The organism is Salmonella sp. SSDFZ69 (genome assembly GCF_004010755.1).
GTDB classification, from domain to species: domain Bacteria; phylum Pseudomonadota; class Gammaproteobacteria; order Enterobacterales; family Enterobacteriaceae; genus Salmonella; species Salmonella enterica.
Map to the genome: position 1 here is coordinate 3,652,121 of NZ_CP034831.1, position 17,204 is coordinate 3,669,324.

Below are 17,204 nucleotides of genomic sequence, written 5' to 3' on the forward strand. Positions count from 1 at the left end.
CAAAAGAAGCAAACAACACGTTAATAAATAACATCCCTTAGGCGCGGCAAAGTATTTTCCATTAAAAACCCAAAGACAAGTGTTTTTTATTTAAAGGATCATCAGCATTAAATAATAAATATTTTTTACCGTTCAAAAAACAAACAAAACAAGCAAGACGGGAGAGCCAAAAAAACAATAAACATGTCAAAATGAATAAAAAAAGATCAGAATTACAGTACTGAGTGTATAGCAATGATGCATAAGATTTATTTTTGGTATAAATTCCATCAAAAAAATCAAAAAATGCTAAGTTACATTTTTTTTGTTTACTCGTGGCAATTAATTTATTTTAATAGAGTTGTTTTTTATTACTTCGATAAAAAAACAATATTTTATTATCGAAGTTTTATAATGAAAACTTATTATTAAATTAAAATTGATTTACGAGATGCATTAAAGATGCGGCATCCACATCTTAATATTTAAAAAGGCTTAATACCGAAACCGGTAATTCTTATTATTGGATAGATCATGCCGCAATTTATCATCAACGTTTCGGGCCTGGATATGTTGAAATTAGTCACCCTGTTCAGGAGACAGCGGCGCGCCACTGAAATAGCACATGACTTATCGATACAGAAATAACACCTGCTTCTTGCTGAACATACAAGCAGAGTTCCCTCGATAAAACGTGACAGGACAGCTTTCGCACGCTGATAGCGTTCAGCGATTTTTAGGTCTACAAAATATTGCCACAACATATTGATATTGTGTAATTTATAGGTCGGGTTGAGCATGGCTGCCACCCGACATAAATGTGGCACAGCTTTTTTTACCGACTCTGTTTACGTAGCAAATAGATAAAGTACGGCGCGCCAATAAAGCTTGAAAGCAGTCCCGCCGGGATCTGATACGGAAATAGCGCCATCCTGCCGCACCAGTCGGCAAAGACCAGTAAAACGCCCCCTGCCAGCGCCGAGATGACCATATGCGGCATCGTCCGGCGAAAACCGAGCATCCGCGCAATATGCGGCGCCATCAGTCCAACGAAACTCAGCGGCCCAATGGTCATCGTCGCGGTTGCCGTCAAACAAGCCGCCAGCGCCAGCAGCGCGATACGCGACGGCGTAAGCGCCATGCCCACCGCGCGCGCGGCATCGCCGCCCAGAGGCAAAATCGTTAACCAGCGGCGACACAACGGCACAATGGCCAGCAAAATCACCATCACGATCGCGGTTCGCGTAACCTGCCCGCCAGTGGCGTTATAGGTAGATCCTGCGATCCAGGTCAACACTTCCGCCATCCGCGGGTCGCCGCTCGCCTGGAGCATCATTAGCAGCATGGTAAACGCGGTGCTGAGCGCCATCCCCGCCAGCAACATCCGTTGCGGCGAGAAACCGCCGCGCCCGGCGGCTAACATAATAATCAGCAGTGTCGCCGCCGCGCCCAGGCTTCCGGCGGGCAGTAGCCAACCGAAGGCATTCCCCGGCACCAAAAACAGCATCAACACCACGCCAAACGCGGCTCCGGAACTGATCCCCAGCACTTCCGGGCTGGCCATTGGGTTACCGGTCAGACGCTGAATAATGCAGCCCGCCACCGCCAGCATAACGCCCGCCATTAACGCCGCCAGTATCCGCGGCCAGCGCCACGGCATCAGTTCTTCAAGCAGCGTTCCGCTCGCCCACGTCCAGCCGTGCGCGTCGCGACCAAAAGAGAGCGCGCCCCATGTTGCCAGCAGCAGGAGCGCGCCACCGGCAACGGCAAAAGCGAGGACATGCCGACGCTCCGCCACCACACGATCGCTGGCGTTCATATCCGGCGCGCTCATGCTTTTAAGCCGCGGCAGCAGCCACAGGAGCAGCGGCGCGCCGATTAGCGCCGTCACTGAACCGGTGGAAACTTCCATCCATACGCGGGTGAGCCAAAGGATAATCTGATCGGATAGCCACAAAATAAGCGCCCCAATGAGCGGCGCCAGCATCAGGCGCGCCAGCAGACGTCTTGCGCCAAGCATTTTCGCCAGCAGCGGCGCAAACAGGCCGATAAAACCGATAATGCCCACCGCGTTGACCAGCAGCGCGCTCAACACAATCGCCAGCGACAGCGCCGCCAGACGCGCTAACGACAGCGCCAGACCCAGATTACGCGCAACTCCGTCATCCAGCCCCATCAGCGTCATCGGACGTAGCAACAATAATGTGAGCATCACACCGCCCAGCAACTGCGGCCACAGACGCTGCACGCCGCTCCAGTCGGTTTGCGTTAGCGTTCCGGTGCTCCATAAAAACATGCTTTGCAACTGATCGTGGTGGAAAATCACCAGTAACTGGTTGATTGCGCCACAATAGAGGCTGACCACCAGCCCGGCGAGGATTAGGGTTACCGGCGACAGGCGTTTGCCCCACGCCACGCCGAACACCAGCGCGCCGACAATGCAGGCTCCCGTCAGGGCGGCAAACTGCGTGGTCAGCGCGCCGGGAATCGCCCATAGCGTAGTCACCGTGATCCCCAATTGCGCGCCGGTCGCCACGCCCAGCGTGGTCGGTTCCGCCAGCGGGTTACGTAATACTTGCTGGAACAGGACGCCTACCAGCCCAAGTCCCGCGCCCACCAGTAGCGAAATCGCCAGTCTTGGCAGCAGGCTGTAATGAAAAATCATCTGCTCAATGATGTCGATATCCGGTGACCAGATAGCCTGTTGCCACTGGCTGCGCGGTAGCGCAACGGAGAAGTTAACCCATGTCAGCCAGCAGGCGGCAACAAACAGCGCCAATAACAGCAACGCCGGATGGCGGCTTCGCCTTATCCGGCCTACAAAGCGCCCGAACCGTAGGTCGGATAAGGCGTTTTTCGCGCCGCCATCCGGCATTTCACGTTTTCTGCTCACGCTTTGCCTCCCAACACGTTATTCAGGATGCGGACAAAATGCATCGTGGAGAGGGTCGCGCCATAGAACCAAACGGCGGGCACCCGATGAAAACGCCCGGCGCGGACAAACGGCATGGCCTGCCACAGCGGCGTTGCCATCAGCGCGTTCATATCGGTGCTATTCCCGTGATCGAAGCAGATCACATCCGCTTCTTTATACATCGCCAGCCGATCGATGCTGACCGCCGTACTGCCCCAAAAGTTGGTTTCACCCTGCCAGGCATTGACGATGCCATACTCGTCCAGCACCTCCTGGAACAGGCAATTCGGGCCGAGCACCAGCATATGCCGCGGATCGATAAGCGTCGTCATCAGTAACGGACGCCCCCCGCGGCGGATAAAATGCGGCTTCTGGCTGGCGATGAAGCGATCGTATTGCGCCAGATGTTTTTCTGCCGCAGCTTCCAGATTCAGCGTCTGCGCCAGTTCAACCAGCGAGCGTCGGGCTACCGCCAGCGGCTTTTTGCCGTCGCTAAAATCGAACCCGCGCCCCGGCGCGATCCGCGCCAGTTTTTCCGGCGAGGGACCGTAACCTGCCGACCAGACCATAAACGACGGCTTCATCTCCGTCAGTAGTTCGAGATTGGGTTCAGTGCGAAGACCCACATCAATCACCGAATCCGGCAACGGCGGTTCGCTAACCCACAGCTTATAATTTGGCACATCCGCCACGCCATACGGCGTAATACCGAGCGCCAGCAGCAGCTCAACCGGCAGCCACTCCAGCGCCACAATCCGGCGGGGATCGATAGCGGCAGCCTGCGCCGTATTCATTTGCCAAAGTAGCGGCGAGAGCGCCATCGCCGTTAATAAACGGCGGCGAGTCAGAGGATATAAATCACGCATTAATACACAAAACTCACAGGTGCGGCGCCCGCCGGATGCGGAAGGATACCCATCGGGATACCGTAAATCTTCTCCAGCGTGTCACTGCGCATCAGTTCCGCAGGCGTTCCTTGCGCAATCATTTCACCGCCGCGTAGCGCGACTAAATAATCACAGTAGCGGGCCGCCATGTTGATATCGTGCAGCACCGCAACCACCGTCAGCCCGCGCTGTTGGCTTAAACGATGCACCAGCGCCAGCACGTCAACCTGATGGGCGATATCCAGCGCTGACGTCGGCTCATCCAGCAGCAGACAACGGCTGTCCTGCGCGACCAGCATGGCAATCCACGCGCGCTGGCGCTCGCCGCCGGAAAGACTGTCTACCAGACGATGCGCCAGCGGTTTTAAGCCGACCAGCGTAATCGCCTCGTCTACTTTTTCCCGGTCCGCGACGCCAAAGCGTCCCAGCGCGCCGTGCCACGGATAGCGGCCAATCGCCACCAGTTCGCGCACCGTCATTCCTTCCGCTTGCGGCAATTGTTGAGGCAGATAGGCAACTTTGCGGGCAAACGCCTTGCTGCTCCAGCTCGCCAGCGGCTGATTGTCGAGCAGAATATCCCCTTCGGAAGGCGGCTGATGGCGGCCCAGCATTTTTAACAGCGTGGATTTACCGGAGCCATTATGGCCAATAAGTCCGGTGACGCGACCTGCGGGAAACGTTAACGAGAGGGGGTGTAAAAGCGTGCGGCCCGGCACACGAAAAGCGACGCTTCGCAGCGCAAAGGTGGTATCGGAATGAATGTGGTTTTCCTGCATCGCAGCCAACTTGTAAAACGGGCACGGCAAGCCGTGCCCAAAAAGAAATTAGAAACGGAAGGTTGCCGTTGCAACGACCTGACGTTCTGCGCCCCAGAAACAGCCGTAGGTCTGGAAGCAGCTGGCGACGTATTCGCGGTCGAGCAGATTATTAACGTTAACCGCAATGCTGGAGCCCGCCATACCAAAACGCGCCAGATCGTACTTGACGACCGCATCCATCACCGCTGCGCTGCCTACCTTGAAGCTATTGGCCGGATCGCCGTAACTGGAGCCAATAAAACGACCGCCTGTTCCCAGCGTTAAACCTGACAACGGACCATCGTTGAAGGTGTAATCGCCCCACAACGACGCCATGTGTTCAGGCACCTGCTCTGGCGTATTCCCTTTCAGGTTAGTGTCTTTCGTGTATTCAGCATCAGTATAAGTGTAAGACGCCGTCATATTGATATTAGCCGTCAATGCTGCTTTGGCTTCCAGCTCTACACCTCGCGCACGAATTTCGCCTGCCGGCACCTGCGCTAATGGGTTGGTTGGATCGGCGGTCAGGTTATTGGTTTTGGTCAGCTGATAAACCGCACCCGTAACAACAACCGGCATGTCTTTCGGTACATATTTCACCCCTGCTTCATATTGCTCGCCTTTTGACGGCTTGTAAGAAACGCGTGGGGTGCTCCACAAATCGAAGGCGCTTGGCTCGAAAGATTGGCTATAGCTGAAGTAAGGTGAAATTCCATTATCGAATACGTAGTTTACGCCACCGCGCCAGGTGAACTGGTGGTCATTACGTTCAATATATCCTTCTGTCGGCGTAGTGGAATTCTGACGCACCGTTGTCGCTTGTTTAGACCAGTCATAACGGCCGCCGAGAGTAAATACCCACTTATTCCATTCCGCCTGATCCTGAACATAAAGGCCTGTTTGTTTACTTTCGTTCATCTGGTACGGCTCAGCGCCGCCGAAAGCAAAGTATTCAGGATGGTAATTGTTATAGAGATCGATTGACGGCGCGCTACCAAACGTCGCGTTAATATCATTACGCATACGCATGAAATCGACACCCGTCAGCAACGTATGATCAATATCGCCGGTCGCGAATTTACTTTCCAGTTGTGTATCTACGCTGAAATTCTGTAAACGCTCGTTGTCAACGATAGTACCGCGGTTAAGCGTATGGCCGTCCGCCGCAATCCCCGTGCCATAGACGCTTTTTTGCGCGGTTTTCATTTCGACAAAACGTAAATTCTGGCGCACGGTAAAAGTGTCGTTGAAGCCATGCTCGAAACTGTATCCCACCATTTTCTCGTTACGAGAATAGGTGTTGTTTGACGCCCCTTCATTGAAATCTGTTGGCAAGCGTTTACCATTCGGTAACGGTTCAACCGTTCCCTCTTTCGGCAGCCAGCCGTAGTAGCCGGTCTCTGGTTCGTTCTGGAAATAAGAAAGGAACGTAAAATTCGTTTTCTCATCAGGACGCCAGGTAAAAGAGGGCGCAATCGCATAGCGCTGCGACTCAGAACTCTTTTGCTGCTCATTTGTCGAACGCGCCAGTCCCGTCAGACGATATGAGAACTCACCGTTGTCATCCAGGGAATCACTAAAATCAAAACCGGTCTGGAACAAATTGTCCGTTCCCATTTTGAATTGAATTTCTTTCAGCGGCTCAGTAGTCGGCCGCTTGCTAACCATCGAAATGATACCGCCCGGGTTGCTCTTACCGTAGAGGACGGACGTTGGGCCACGCATCAACTCAACACGCTCAAGCATGTAGGGATCAATAACCGCATCGTTGTAGAAGTTCCCCTGCAATTTCAGGCCATCCAGATAGTTATTCTGGCTCAGGCCGACGGAAGAGAAGCCACGGATAATCACGAAGTCATAGGTATTGGAAGCGCCGCGGCTGCTTACCGTTACGCCCGGCGTGTAACCCAACGCTTCTTTTACTGACTGGAATTGATGCATCTGCATCTCTTCGTTAGTGACCACCGAAACCGACTGTGGCGTTTTTTCGATAGGTGTATCAGTTTTGGTGGTAGTGGCGGAACGCTTCGCGGCGATGGTCGGAGCCGGTCCCCAGGCACTTTCCTGCGCGGCAGGCGCTGCGGTTACGGTAATGGTTTCTTCTTTCGGTTGAACCGCCGCCTGTGCATAGACAGACATGCCGCTAACCGCTGTGGCTACTACAACTGCGATTTTACGCAGTGAGGAGTTTGGCTGAGCAGTTTTAAGACGCGCCATTGGTATATCTCTGATGAAAGTGAATGATAACGTAAACGATAATTATTATTATAACCGCAGCATGATAGGCGAAATATCGTCGCAATGGCAAGCGATACGCGGCCCTACGAAAACTAAGGGGTTAAGAAACAACCAGATGAAAAGGAAGGGTTAATAAATTAGACTGAAATGTTATTTATGGAGGGTTTGCCGGATGGCGACGTAAGCGTCTTATTCGGCCTACGTCGCACATAATGGAGTCGTAACGGTGTAGACCGGGTAACCACAGCGCCACCCGGCACTATTACCGTGATTAATTGCCGCCGAACATCTCCTTAATCCAGCCGGCAACGCCGTCGCTCTTCTCTTCTTTCGGCGGCTGTTGCTGCGCAGGCTGCTGCGGCTGAGACGACTGATCGAACGGATTGCCTGACGGCTGCTGTTGCTGCTGCATCATCTCGCCCTGCTGGCACAGCGTATTTGGATCGTCCGTCCAGACCGGCAGAGTGCGCATACCGCCGCTACAGACAAAATTACCGTCGTAATCAACGCCCATATCCACCACATCTTCCGGCGGCGTCAGAACTAAAGGCGTCGGCGTCTGGTTCGCCAGATAGCGCTGGTAAATCGCCATCGCGCCGCTGGCGCCGTACAATTTCGTCGGCTGGTTGTTATCACGGCCTACCCAGGTGATAGTCACCTGGCTGCCGTCGATACCGGCAAACCAGGTATCGACATTGTTGTTTGTCGTCCCGGTTTTACCCGCCAGATGCAGACCCGGATATTTCGCGCCAAGCTGACGCCCCGTACCACGCTGGACGACCTGCTGCATTGTCCAGAGCGTCAGGTAAGCCGCCTGTGCCGGTACGGCGCGTTCAGCTTGCGGATAACTTTGGTACAGCACCTTACCATCTTCCGCAATAACCGAACGCAGCGCTGATAACGGCGCGCGATTTCCGCCGCTGGCGATAGTCTGGAACGCTTGCGCCACTTCGATCGGCGTCAGGTTCAGCGCCCCTAACAGCATCGCCGGAACCGGATTGAGCTGATCTTTCGGCACGCCGAGCTTCGTCCAGGTATCGGTTACCGCCGGTAAACCTAACGCCATCCCCAGATTGACCGTCGGTACGTTCATTGAGCGAGTTAACGCATCCACCAGCATCACTTTCCCGCTTTCGCTGTAGCGACGATCGTCGTTCTGCGGCGACCAGACCTGACCATTCGGCTGGCGCAGAGAAATCGGCGCATCGGCAATCCAGGTGTTCAGACGGTATAAGTTCGGCTGACTTAACGCGGTCAGATAGGTCGCCGGTTTCGCCAGCGACCCGATGGAACGGCGCGCCTGCATGGCACGGTTATAGCCGGCATACTGCGGCTCCGCCCCGCCAACCATCGCGCGCACCTCGCCGCTAAAGCGATCCACTACCACCATCGCGGTTTCCAGATCGCTCAATTTACGCTGCTTCTTCAACGCCGGAATGCCTTCGACAACGGCTTTTTCTGCGGCATCCTGCGCCACGGAGTCAAAGGTGGTGAAGATCTTCACGCCGGAGAGATCTTTAATTTTATCCCCCAGCTTCGCCTGCAGTTCCTGACGAACCATCTGCATAAACGCTGGCTGCGGTGAAATAACGCCGCCGCGCGGCTGCACGCCAAGCGGACGCGCGCTCAGCATGTCATAGAGTTCCTGATCGATGATTTTCTGCTGCTGTAACAGGCGTAGCACCAGGTTACGACGCTCCAGCGCCAGTTTCGGGTTGCGCCACGGGTTATAAATCGACGCCCCTTTTACCATCCCCACCAGTAACGCCTGCTGATCGAGGCTCAGTTCCTCTACCGGACGCCCAAAGTAATACAGGCTCGCCAGCGGAAAACCGCGAATTTCATTGTCCCCGCTTTGACCGAGGTAGACCTCGTTCATGTACAGCTCAAGAATACGATCTTTACTGTAACGGGCATCCATGATCAGCGCCATGTAGGCTTCATTCGCTTTACGCCAGTATGATCTTTCGCTGGAGAGGAACAGGTTCTTCACCAGCTGCTGGGTTAGCGTACTGGCCCCCTGCACCGTACGTCCCGCCGTCAGGTTGGCCAGTACCGCACGCCCGATAGAGTAAAGACTAATGCCATCATGCTCATAGAAATGACGGTCTTCCGTCGCCAACAGCGTATCGACCAGCAGATCCGGGAAACCGCTGCGCGGGACGAATAAACGCTGCTCGCCATTTGGCGAAGAAAGCATGGTGATAAGCCGCGGATCGAGGCGGAAGAAGCCAAACTGGCGGTTGTTATCCAGATTGACGATGGTTTCCAGACGCCCGTCACTGAACGTCAACCGCGCGCGCACCTGCCCTTCTTTGCTGTCCGGGAAGTCAAACGGACGACGGATCATCTCAATGCTATTGGCCTGCACGGTAAATTCGCCGGGACGGGTCATCTTCGTCACCAGACGATACTGCGTCGCTTCCAGCAATTTCACCATCTCGTTTTTGCTGACAGGCATGTCTGGCTCAAGGTTCACCATCCGACCATATACCGCCGCCGGAAGCTGCCAGACCTTGCCATCAATACGGCTGCGGATTTTTTGATCCAGATAGACGCCGTAAATGGCGAACAGCACCACAAAAACGATAAACAGTTTTAGCAATAGCCACAGCCAGCCGCGCTTGCCACGAGGCTTACGCCCTTTGCCCTTACCTTTACGCGGCATCGGTTCTTCATCCTCATAGTCATCATCATAATCGTCGTCATGCTGCCGACGACGGCTCACCTTTTGTTTCACAGGACGTGACGGTTTCCCCTTACGTCCAATCGGCTCGCGGTCATTCCCCGCCATGCTTTTTCTCCGCAACATACAGGCGCAAAGGCCCGATTCTGTATTCTTCCGCCAGACGACAGAAGAAGAAATCTCTCAATTTACTCTTTTGCCGGATGGCGATTAACGCCTTATCCGGCCTGGAGGCAACGTATAACACGTCACGAATACTTCTTCGTGCGCCGCGTTGGGGCCGTATTCGCCGGATCGTCCGGCCAGACATGTTTGGGGTAACGGCCCTTCATCTCTTTTTGCACTTCGCGATACGCCCCCTGCCAGAAAGCGCTTAAATCGCGTGTAATCTGTAGCGGTCGCTGCGCAGGCGAAAGCAGTTCCAGCACCAGCGGCAGGCGGCCCTGAGCGATGGTTGGGGTCTTCGCTTCGCCAAACATTTCCTGCATTCTGACCGCCAGCGCGGGCGGGTTATCTTCATGATAACGAATCGTTATTCGGCTTCCCGTCGGCACAGTGTAATGCCCAGGCAGTTCACTATCCAGACGTTGCAGCATGGCATAGTCAAGCAGTCCCCGTAACGCCTGAGTCACATTCAGAGATTTCAGACTCCGTAACGACTGTACGCCTGTCATGTGCGGCAGCAACCAGTTTTCCAGAGTCGCCAGCAGCGACGCCTCATCCACGGCAGGCCAGTCATATTCCGGCAGCCATTTCGCCGCACAGTGCAGACGCAGACGGAACTGCTCCGCTTCCGGCGTCCAGTTAAGGACGGCCAGACCTCTATCGCGGATGCCGTTCAGCATCGCCTGATGAAGCTCCTCTTCAGACGGTTTCGCCAGTGGCTGAACACTAACCGTCAACTGTCCAATACGCATTCTGCGCCACGCTTTCAACGTTCCCTGCGCTTCGTCCCATTCAACCGTGTCAGACTGGCGCAGTAAATCAGGACACGCCTGAATCAGCGAGGCAATATCCAGCGGCTGCGCCAACAATATTCGGGCGTCCGGCGAGGCGCTACCTTGCAGCAACAGCGGCGCGATCAGCCATTCATGACGTCCCAACGCGTCATCCGCATCTAACATCGCGCCCATACCATTGGCTAACTGATAGCGCCCTTCCTGACCACGACGCCGCGCGATGCGGTCGCTAAACGCTCTGGCCAACAGCGGCATAATAAGCGCGCTATCCGGCTCGCCATTACGCACCTGCAGCCGTTTTAAAAGCTGCTGGCTACGCTGCTGCCAGCCCGGCTGTCGCCGCGAAAATAGCACGCTTAAATCCGTACCGCCGCCGCGCGGCGGGTCCTCAAGGATGGCCGCGAGCATGGCGGCGGTGGCGGCGCTGTCGCCCTCGTCGGCGTTGACTAACATCGCCGCCAGGCGCGGATCGTTACCCATTGCCGCCATTTTCCGGCCCCGCGCGCTTAACCGCTCGCCCTCCAGCGCGCCTAACATCAATAATAAACGGCGGGCGGCCTGAAGATTCGCCTCCGGCGGCCTGTCCAGCCAGAAAAGCGATGCCGGATCGTGACATCCCCACTGCAACACCTCCATCAACAAACCGGAAAGGTCACTGTGTAAGATTTCCGGATCGCTTTGCGCCGCCGCCCGCTCCGCCTGTTCTTTGGCCAGCAGATGTAAACAGATACCCGGCGCCAGTCGTCCGGCGCGCCCCGCGCGCTGCGTCATTGATGCCTGACTGATACGCTGCGTAACCAGCCGCGTCAGTCCCGTTCGCGCGTCGAATCGCGCCACGCGCTCCTGAGCGCTATCGACGACCAGACGAATCCCCTCAATCGTCAAACTGGTTTCGGCAATGTTAGTCGCCAACACCACTTTACGCATCCCGGCGGGGGCGGGAACAATCGCTTTGCGTTGCGCTTCCAGAGACAATGCGCCATACAGCGGACAAAGCAGGACATCGCTCCCTACCCGCGACGCCAGATGTTCATGAACGCGCTGTATTTCGCCTACACCGGGTAAAAATAGCAGCAGCGAACCGTTTTCATTGCGCAGCAGTTCCGCTGTCGCCATCGCGACGGCTTCATCAAAACGCAAATGCGCCGCGAGCGGCTGATAACGTCGCTCCACGGGAAACGCGCGCCCCTCCGAGACGATCGTCGGCGCATCAGGCAGTCGCTGGCAGAGCCTGTCGTTATCCAGCGTCGCTGACATGATTAACAGCCTGAGATCGTCACGGAGCCCTTGCTGGATATCCAGCAACAGCGCCAACGCTAAATCCGCCTGTAAACTGCGCTCATGAAATTCATCCAGTATCACCAGCCCCACGCCGCGTAATTCGGGATCGCGCTGAATCATTCTGGTCAATACGCCTTCGGTCACCACTTCCAGCCGGGTACGCGGCCCCACGCAGCTTTGCGCGCGCATCCGGTAACCTACCGTTTCGCCAGGCTTTTCATTCAACGCTTCCGCCAGACGCTGCGCGACATTACGCGCCGCCAGACGACGCGGTTCAAGCAGGAGAATTTTTCCAGCAACCGGCCCCTGTTGCAGGAGTTGCAACGGCAGCCAGGTGGATTTCCCCGCCCCGGTAGGCGCGGACAACAAAACCTGCGGCGCGGTTTTTAGGGCTGTCAACAATTCAGGCAATACGGCGGCAACGGGCAATGACGTCACAAACGGCTCCACGGGGTTAACTTTCTTTGCGCCGCATTGTAGCATCGTGTTAATCCATAACCGAGTATCCCTATGTCTGAGCCAAAACGGCTGTTTTTTGCGATTGACTTACCCGACGACGCGCGCGCGCAAATTATCGCCTGGCGCGCCGCCCATTTTGCGTCTGAAGACGGACGCCCCGTGGCAGCGGCGAACCTGCACCTGACGCTGGCCTTTTTAGGCGACGTCAGTAGCGATAAGCAGCGCGCGCTTGCGCAACTGGCCGGACGAATTCGCCAGCCGGGCTTTACGCTACATCTGGATGACGCCGGTCAGTGGCTGCGTTCGCGCGTGGTGTGGCTGGGGATGCGCCAGCCGCCGCGCGGGTTGTTGCAGTTGGCTAATATGCTGCGCGCGCAGGCTGCCCGCAGCGGTTGTTACCAAAGCCCGCAGCCTTTTCACCCGCATATTACGCTGCTGCGCGACGCCAGCCATACGGTGGCTATCCCGCCGCCGGGCTTTTGCTGGTCATTTCCGGTCACGTCGTTTGCGCTTTACGCCTCTTCGTATGGGCAAGGCCGTACCCGCTATGCCGAGCTGCAGCGCTGGACGCTGGGCGAATAATAATGAAGGAATGTCGATGCTATTCTCACCCCCTTTACAACGCGCTACGCTGATTCAGCGCTATAAACGTTTTTTAGCCGATGTGATCACCCCTGACGGTACAACGCTTACGCTGCACTGTCCTAATACCGGCGCGATGACCGGCTGCGCCACGCCTGGCGATACCGTCTGGTATTCGACATCAGAAAATACTAAACGCAAATATCCGCATACCTGGGAATTGACTGAAACGCAATTCGGCGCATTCATTTGCGTGAATACGCTGCGGGCGAACCAGCTAACGAAAGAAGCAATTCAGGAGAATCGCCTGCCGGCGCTGGCGGGGTACAATATTCTGAAAAGTGAAGTCAAATATGGCGCCGAGCGCAGCCGTATAGATTTTATGTTACAGGCAGATTTCCGCCCGGACTGCTATATTGAAGTGAAATCGGTCACGTTAGCGGAAAAAGAAAACGGTTATTTTCCCGACGCCATCACCGAACGAGGGCAAAAACATCTTCGGGAGTTGATGGGCGTTGCGGCGGCAGGTCATCGCGCAGTGGTGGTATTCGCGGTGCTGCACTCCGCCATTACACGTTTTTCACCCGCACGTCATATCGATATAAAATACGCGCAGCTATTGAGCGAGGCTCAGAATAAAGGCGTGGAAGTTTTAGCTTATAAAGCAGAACTTTCAGCCCAAAAAATGGAACTGAACGAACCAGTACCCATAACGTTGTAGTGGAATAACAGCCTGATTATTAAGTATTCTGGCCGCGTGCGTAAATACGCTTTTCCTCACAGGGTTGTCAAGTGTTACGTTTAGATAATTGCTATCCGGAAAAGCATCTGCTATTTATAGCGACCTGATTTTCCCCCGAACATGGGGATCGATAGTGCGTGTTAAGGAGAAGCAACATGCAAGAAGGGCAAAACCGTAAAACATCGTCCCTGAGTATTCTCGCCATCGCTGGGGTGGAGCCGTACCAGGAGAAACCGGGCGAAGAGTATATGAACGAAGCCCAGCTATCGCACTTCAAGCGTATTCTTGAAGCATGGCGTAATCAACTCCGGGATGAAGTCGATCGCACTGTGACGCACATGCAGGACGAAGCCGCCAACTTCCCCGATCCGGTCGATCGCGCCGCGCAGGAAGAGGAGTTTAGCCTGGAGTTACGTAATCGTGACCGTGAGCGCAAACTGATCAAAAAGATCGAGAAGACGCTGAAGAAAGTGGAAGATGAAGACTTCGGTTATTGCGAGTCCTGCGGGGTGGAGATTGGTATCCGCCGCCTGGAAGCGCGTCCAACAGCCGATCTGTGCATCGACTGCAAAACGCTGGCTGAAATTCGCGAAAAACAGATGGCGGGTTAATCCCGTTCGTTTCTACCCTATTTATGACAGGCGGGAGTTTTCCCGCCTTATTCTTTATTGCCCGCAGCATGACTGACTCACACTATATTGGCCGTTTCGCGCCGTCGCCATCCGGCGAACTGCATTTCGGCTCGTTAATCGCCGCCCTCGGCAGCTATCTACAAGCCCGTGCGCAACGCGGAATTTGGCGCGTTCGCATCGAGGATATCGACCCCCCACGTGAAGTTCCCGGTGCCGCAGCGACCATTCTGCGCCAGCTGGAACATTACGGCCTGCACTGGGATGGCGAGGTCTTATGGCAATCACAACGTCATGAGGCTTATCGCGAGGCGCTGGCCTGGCTTCATGAGCAGGGACTGAGCTACTACTGCACTTGCCCCCGCTCGCGCATTCAACGTCTGGGCGGTATTTACGACGGCCATTGCCGGACGTTATGCCACGGGCCGGAGAATGCCGCCGTCAGAATTAAACAGCAGCATCCGGTGATGCGTTTCCATGATGCCTTGCGCGGCGACATCCAGGTTGACCCACAGCTGGCGAGCGAAGATTTTATTATCCACCGCCGCGACGGACTGTTTGCTTATAATCTGGCCGTGGTGGTCGACGATCATTTTCAGGGGGTGACGGAGATCGTCCGCGGCGCAGATTTAATCGAACCCACTGTCCGACAACTTTCGCTGTATAAACAGTTTGGCTGGCGTGCGCCTGGTTACGTGCACCTTCCGCTGGCGCTCAACGAACAAGGCGCTAAACTTTCCAAGCAAAATCATGCCCCTGCCCTGCCGCAAGGCGATCCGCGCCCGGTACTGGTCCAGGCATTGCGCTTTTTAGGCCAACGCGACGTCGTAGCGTGGCAGGAGATGTCTGTTGAGGAGTTGCTGCGCTTTGCGGTGACGCACTGGAGGCTTACAGCCGTACCCACATCGGCTAATGTAAATCCGGCATTCTCAAATGCGTCTCGCTGAGCTATGATTAGCCGCTATTTTTGCTCATCGTCTTTCGCATTGCTGCGGCGTTAATGATGCTTACAGCCCAGGTCGCGTTGCTCTCTTACGCCCGTCTGCCGTAATGCGAAAGACATAGAGTAAGTTGATCTTATTAATGTATGACACTACCGAGGTGCGCTATTTTTACCCGAGTCGCTAATTTTTGCCGTAAGGTGTTAAGCCGCGAGGAGAGCGAGGCAGAACAAGCCGTCGCCCGTCCACATATGACGATTATCCCGCGTGAACAGCACGCTATCTCCCGCAAAGATATCAGTGAAAATGCCCTCAAGGTACTGTACAGGCTGAACAAAGCGGGCTATGAAGCCTACCTGGTCGGCGGCGGCGTCCGCGATCTCCTGCTCGGCAAAAAGCCGAAGGATTTCGACGTGACCACCAACGCAACACCGGATCAGGTACGGAAATTATTCCGCAATTGCCGTCTGGTGGGGCGTCGTTTCCGCCTGGCTCACGTGATGTTTGGCCCGGAAATTATCGAAGTGGCAACGTTTCGTGGTCATCATGAAGGCAGTGAAAGCGACCGTACGACCTCCCAGCGTGGGCAAAACGGTATGCTGCTGCGCGATAACATCTTCGGCTCTATCGAAGAAGATGCCCAGCGCCGCGATTTCACCATCAACAGCCTTTACTACAGCGTAGCGGATTTTACCGTGCGCGATTACGTCGGCGGAATGCAGGATCTGCAAGAAGGCGTGATTCGCCTGATCGGCAATCCGGAAACGCGCTACCGCGAAGATCCGGTTCGAATGCTGCGCGCCGTGCGTTTCGCTGCGAAGCTCAATATGCGTATCAGCCCTGAAACGGCTGAGCCAATCCCGCGTCTGGCTACCTTGCTAAACGACATTCCTCCCGCGCGCCTGTTCGAAGAGTCGCTGAAGCTGCTGCAGGCGGGGAACGGTTTTGAAACCTATCAACAACTGCGGGAATACAACCTCTTCCAGCCGTTGTTTCCTACCATTACGCGTTATTTCACCGAAAACGGCGACAGCGCAATGGAACGCATCATTGCGCAGGTGTTGAAGAATACGGATAACCGCATCCGTAACGAGATGCGCGTTAACCCGGCATTTTTGTTTGCCGCCATGTTCTGGTATCCGCTGCTGGAGATGGCGCAAAAAATCGCTCAGGAGAGCGGCCTTGCCTATTACGATGCTTTCGCGCTGGCCATGAATGACGTGCTGGATGAAGCCTGCCGTTCACTGGCGATCCCGAAACGCCTTACCACACTTACCCGTGATATTTGGCAGCTTCAGTTACGGATGTCGCGACGTCAGGGCAAACGCGCCTGGAAACTGATGGAGCATCCCAAATTCCGCGCCGCGTTTGATTTACTGGAGCTGCGCGCTCAGGTGGAAAATAATACTGAACTGCAACGTCTGGCGCAGTGGTGGGCCGAGTTTCAGGCTTCCGCGCCGCCGGAACAAAAAGGGATGCTCAACGAGCTGGACGACGATCCTGCTCCACGCCGCCGCCGTTCACGTCCGCGCAAACGCGCGCCGCGCCGCGAGGGCACCGTATGACGATCGCGTATATCGCGCTTGGCAGTAATCTGGCCTCTCCGCTGGAGCAGGTCAATGCCGCCCTGAAGGCTATCGCCGACATTCCCGATAGCCGTATCGTCACGGTGTCTTCGTTTTACCGCACGCCGCCGCTTGGTCCACAGGATCAGCCGGACTACCTGAACGCCGCGGTGGCGCTGGATACCGCCCTCGCCCCCGAAGAATTGCTTAACCATACCCAGCGCATTGAGCTGCAACAGGGCCGGGTGCGCAAAGCCGAACGCTGGGGGCCGCGCACGCTGGATCTCGACATTATGCTGTTTGGCGATGAAGTCATTAACACCGACCGTCTGACCGTACCGCACTACGACATGAAAAACCGCGGTTTTATGCTGTGGCCGTTATTCGAAATCGCTCCTGATCTGATCTTTCCGGATGGTATCAGCCTGCATCAGCATCTCACCCATCTTGGTGCTGCAAAACCCGCCCACTGGTAAAACATCGCCTCCCCTTTAGCGTTTACTGCTTTAGCGCCAAACGATTGCTTAAATCAATTGCCCCCCTGA

Annotated in this window: 12 protein-coding genes; 6 read left to right on the plus strand and 6 right to left on the minus strand. The window is 55.3% G+C overall.

Going from position 1 to position 17,204, the window contains the following annotated elements; translation table 11 throughout:
- Positions 1-814: 814 nt before the first annotated feature.
- The 6 genes from fhuB to hrpB all read right to left on the minus strand — a co-directional run bounded on the left by fhuB (position 815) and on the right by hrpB (position 12,179).
- The gene (gene fhuB / locus EOS98_RS18240) at positions 815-2,854 is read right to left on the minus strand and encodes a Fe(3+)-hydroxamate ABC transporter permease FhuB (protein ID WP_127821217.1); all 2,040 of its coding nucleotides are present in this window, start codon (positions 2,852-2,854) and stop codon (positions 815-817) included.
- A 14-nt stretch (positions 2,855-2,868) separates the two neighbouring features.
- On the minus strand, positions 2,869-3,759 hold the full coding sequence (gene fhuD, locus EOS98_RS18245) for a Fe(3+)-hydroxamate ABC transporter substrate-binding protein FhuD (RefSeq protein WP_001205359.1): 891 nt from the start codon (positions 3,757-3,759) through the stop codon (positions 2,869-2,871).
- Entirely contained in the window at positions 3,759-4,556 is a 798-nt protein-coding gene (gene fhuC / locus EOS98_RS18250) for a Fe3+-hydroxamate ABC transporter ATP-binding protein FhuC (RefSeq protein WP_001157203.1), read from the minus strand. The genes fhuD and fhuC overlap by 1 nt, the downstream gene beginning before the upstream one ends.
- A 48-nt stretch (positions 4,557-4,604) precedes the next feature.
- Positions 4,605-6,794: a ferrichrome porin FhuA gene (gene fhuA / locus EOS98_RS18255; protein ID WP_000113219.1), complete on the minus strand. Its 2,190-nt coding sequence runs from the start codon at positions 6,792-6,794 to the stop codon at positions 4,605-4,607.
- A 292-nt stretch (positions 6,795-7,086) separates the two neighbouring features.
- The gene (mrcB, locus tag EOS98_RS18260; protein WP_000918127.1) at positions 7,087-9,609 is read right to left on the minus strand and encodes a bifunctional glycosyl transferase/transpeptidase; all 2,523 of its coding nucleotides are present in this window, start codon (positions 9,607-9,609) and stop codon (positions 7,087-7,089) included.
- A gap of 140 nt (positions 9,610-9,749) precedes the next feature.
- Entirely contained in the window at positions 9,750-12,179 is a 2,430-nt protein-coding gene (gene hrpB / locus EOS98_RS18265) for an ATP-dependent helicase HrpB (RefSeq protein ID WP_164848125.1), read from the minus strand.
- Positions 12,180-12,251: 72 nt separating this feature from the next.
- On the opposite strand from hrpB, the gene thpR reads away from it, so the two are divergent.
- The 6 genes from thpR to folK all read left to right on the plus strand — a co-directional run bounded on the left by thpR (position 12,252) and on the right by folK (position 17,135).
- Complete coding sequence (thpR, locus tag EOS98_RS18270; protein WP_001294178.1) at positions 12,252-12,782, plus strand: RNA 2',3'-cyclic phosphodiesterase; 531 nt, start codon at positions 12,252-12,254, stop codon at positions 12,780-12,782.
- Positions 12,783-12,798: 16 nt separating this feature from the next.
- Positions 12,799-13,503: a DNA/RNA nuclease SfsA gene (gene sfsA / locus EOS98_RS18275; protein ID WP_000899408.1), complete on the plus strand. Its 705-nt coding sequence runs from the start codon at positions 12,799-12,801 to the stop codon at positions 13,501-13,503.
- Positions 13,504-13,679: 176 nt separating this feature from the next.
- Complete coding sequence (gene dksA, locus EOS98_RS18280; protein WP_001155232.1) at positions 13,680-14,135, plus strand: RNA polymerase-binding protein DksA; 456 nt, start codon at positions 13,680-13,682, stop codon at positions 14,133-14,135.
- Between the two features lie 68 nt (positions 14,136-14,203).
- Positions 14,204-15,100, plus strand: coding sequence for a tRNA glutamyl-Q(34) synthetase GluQRS (gene gluQRS, locus EOS98_RS18285; protein WP_126524271.1), 897 nt, complete (start codon positions 14,204-14,206; stop codon positions 15,098-15,100).
- A gap of 161 nt (positions 15,101-15,261) precedes the next feature.
- A complete protein-coding gene (gene pcnB / locus EOS98_RS18290) occupies positions 15,262-16,659 on the plus strand; it encodes a polynucleotide adenylyltransferase PcnB (protein WP_204355897.1) in 1,398 nt (465 codons plus the stop codon).
- Positions 16,656-17,135: a 2-amino-4-hydroxy-6-hydroxymethyldihydropteridine diphosphokinase gene (gene folK, locus EOS98_RS18295; RefSeq protein WP_000150777.1), complete on the plus strand. Its 480-nt coding sequence runs from the start codon at positions 16,656-16,658 to the stop codon at positions 17,133-17,135. Before pcnB ends, folK begins: the two co-directional genes overlap by 4 nt.
- Positions 17,136-17,204: the final 69 nt, after the last annotated feature.

Bases quoted from the DNA above. Each gene is read 5' to 3' on its own strand.
- fhuB (WP_127821217.1), bottom strand. From the start codon at position 2,854: ATGCCGGATGGCGGCGCGAAAAACGCCTTATCCGACCTACGGTTCGGG.
- fhuD (WP_001205359.1), bottom strand. From the start codon at position 3,759: ATGCGTGATTTATATCCTCTGACTCGCCGCCGTTTATTAACGGCGATG.
- fhuC (WP_001157203.1), bottom strand. From the start codon at position 4,556: ATGCAGGAAAACCACATTCATTCCGATACCACCTTTGCGCTGCGAAGC.
- fhuA (WP_000113219.1), bottom strand. From the start codon at position 6,794: ATGGCGCGTCTTAAAACTGCTCAGCCAAACTCCTCACTGCGTAAAATC.
- mrcB (WP_000918127.1), bottom strand. From the start codon at position 9,609: ATGGCGGGGAATGACCGCGAGCCGATTGGACGTAAGGGGAAACCGTCA.
- thpR (WP_001294178.1), top strand. From the start codon at position 12,252: ATGTCTGAGCCAAAACGGCTGTTTTTTGCGATTGACTTACCCGACGAC.
- sfsA (WP_000899408.1), top strand. From the start codon at position 12,799: ATGCTATTCTCACCCCCTTTACAACGCGCTACGCTGATTCAGCGCTAT.
- dksA (WP_001155232.1), top strand. From the start codon at position 13,680: ATGCAAGAAGGGCAAAACCGTAAAACATCGTCCCTGAGTATTCTCGCC.
- gluQRS (WP_126524271.1), top strand. From the start codon at position 14,204: ATGACTGACTCACACTATATTGGCCGTTTCGCGCCGTCGCCATCCGGC.
- folK (WP_000150777.1), top strand. From the start codon at position 16,656: ATGACGATCGCGTATATCGCGCTTGGCAGTAATCTGGCCTCTCCGCTG.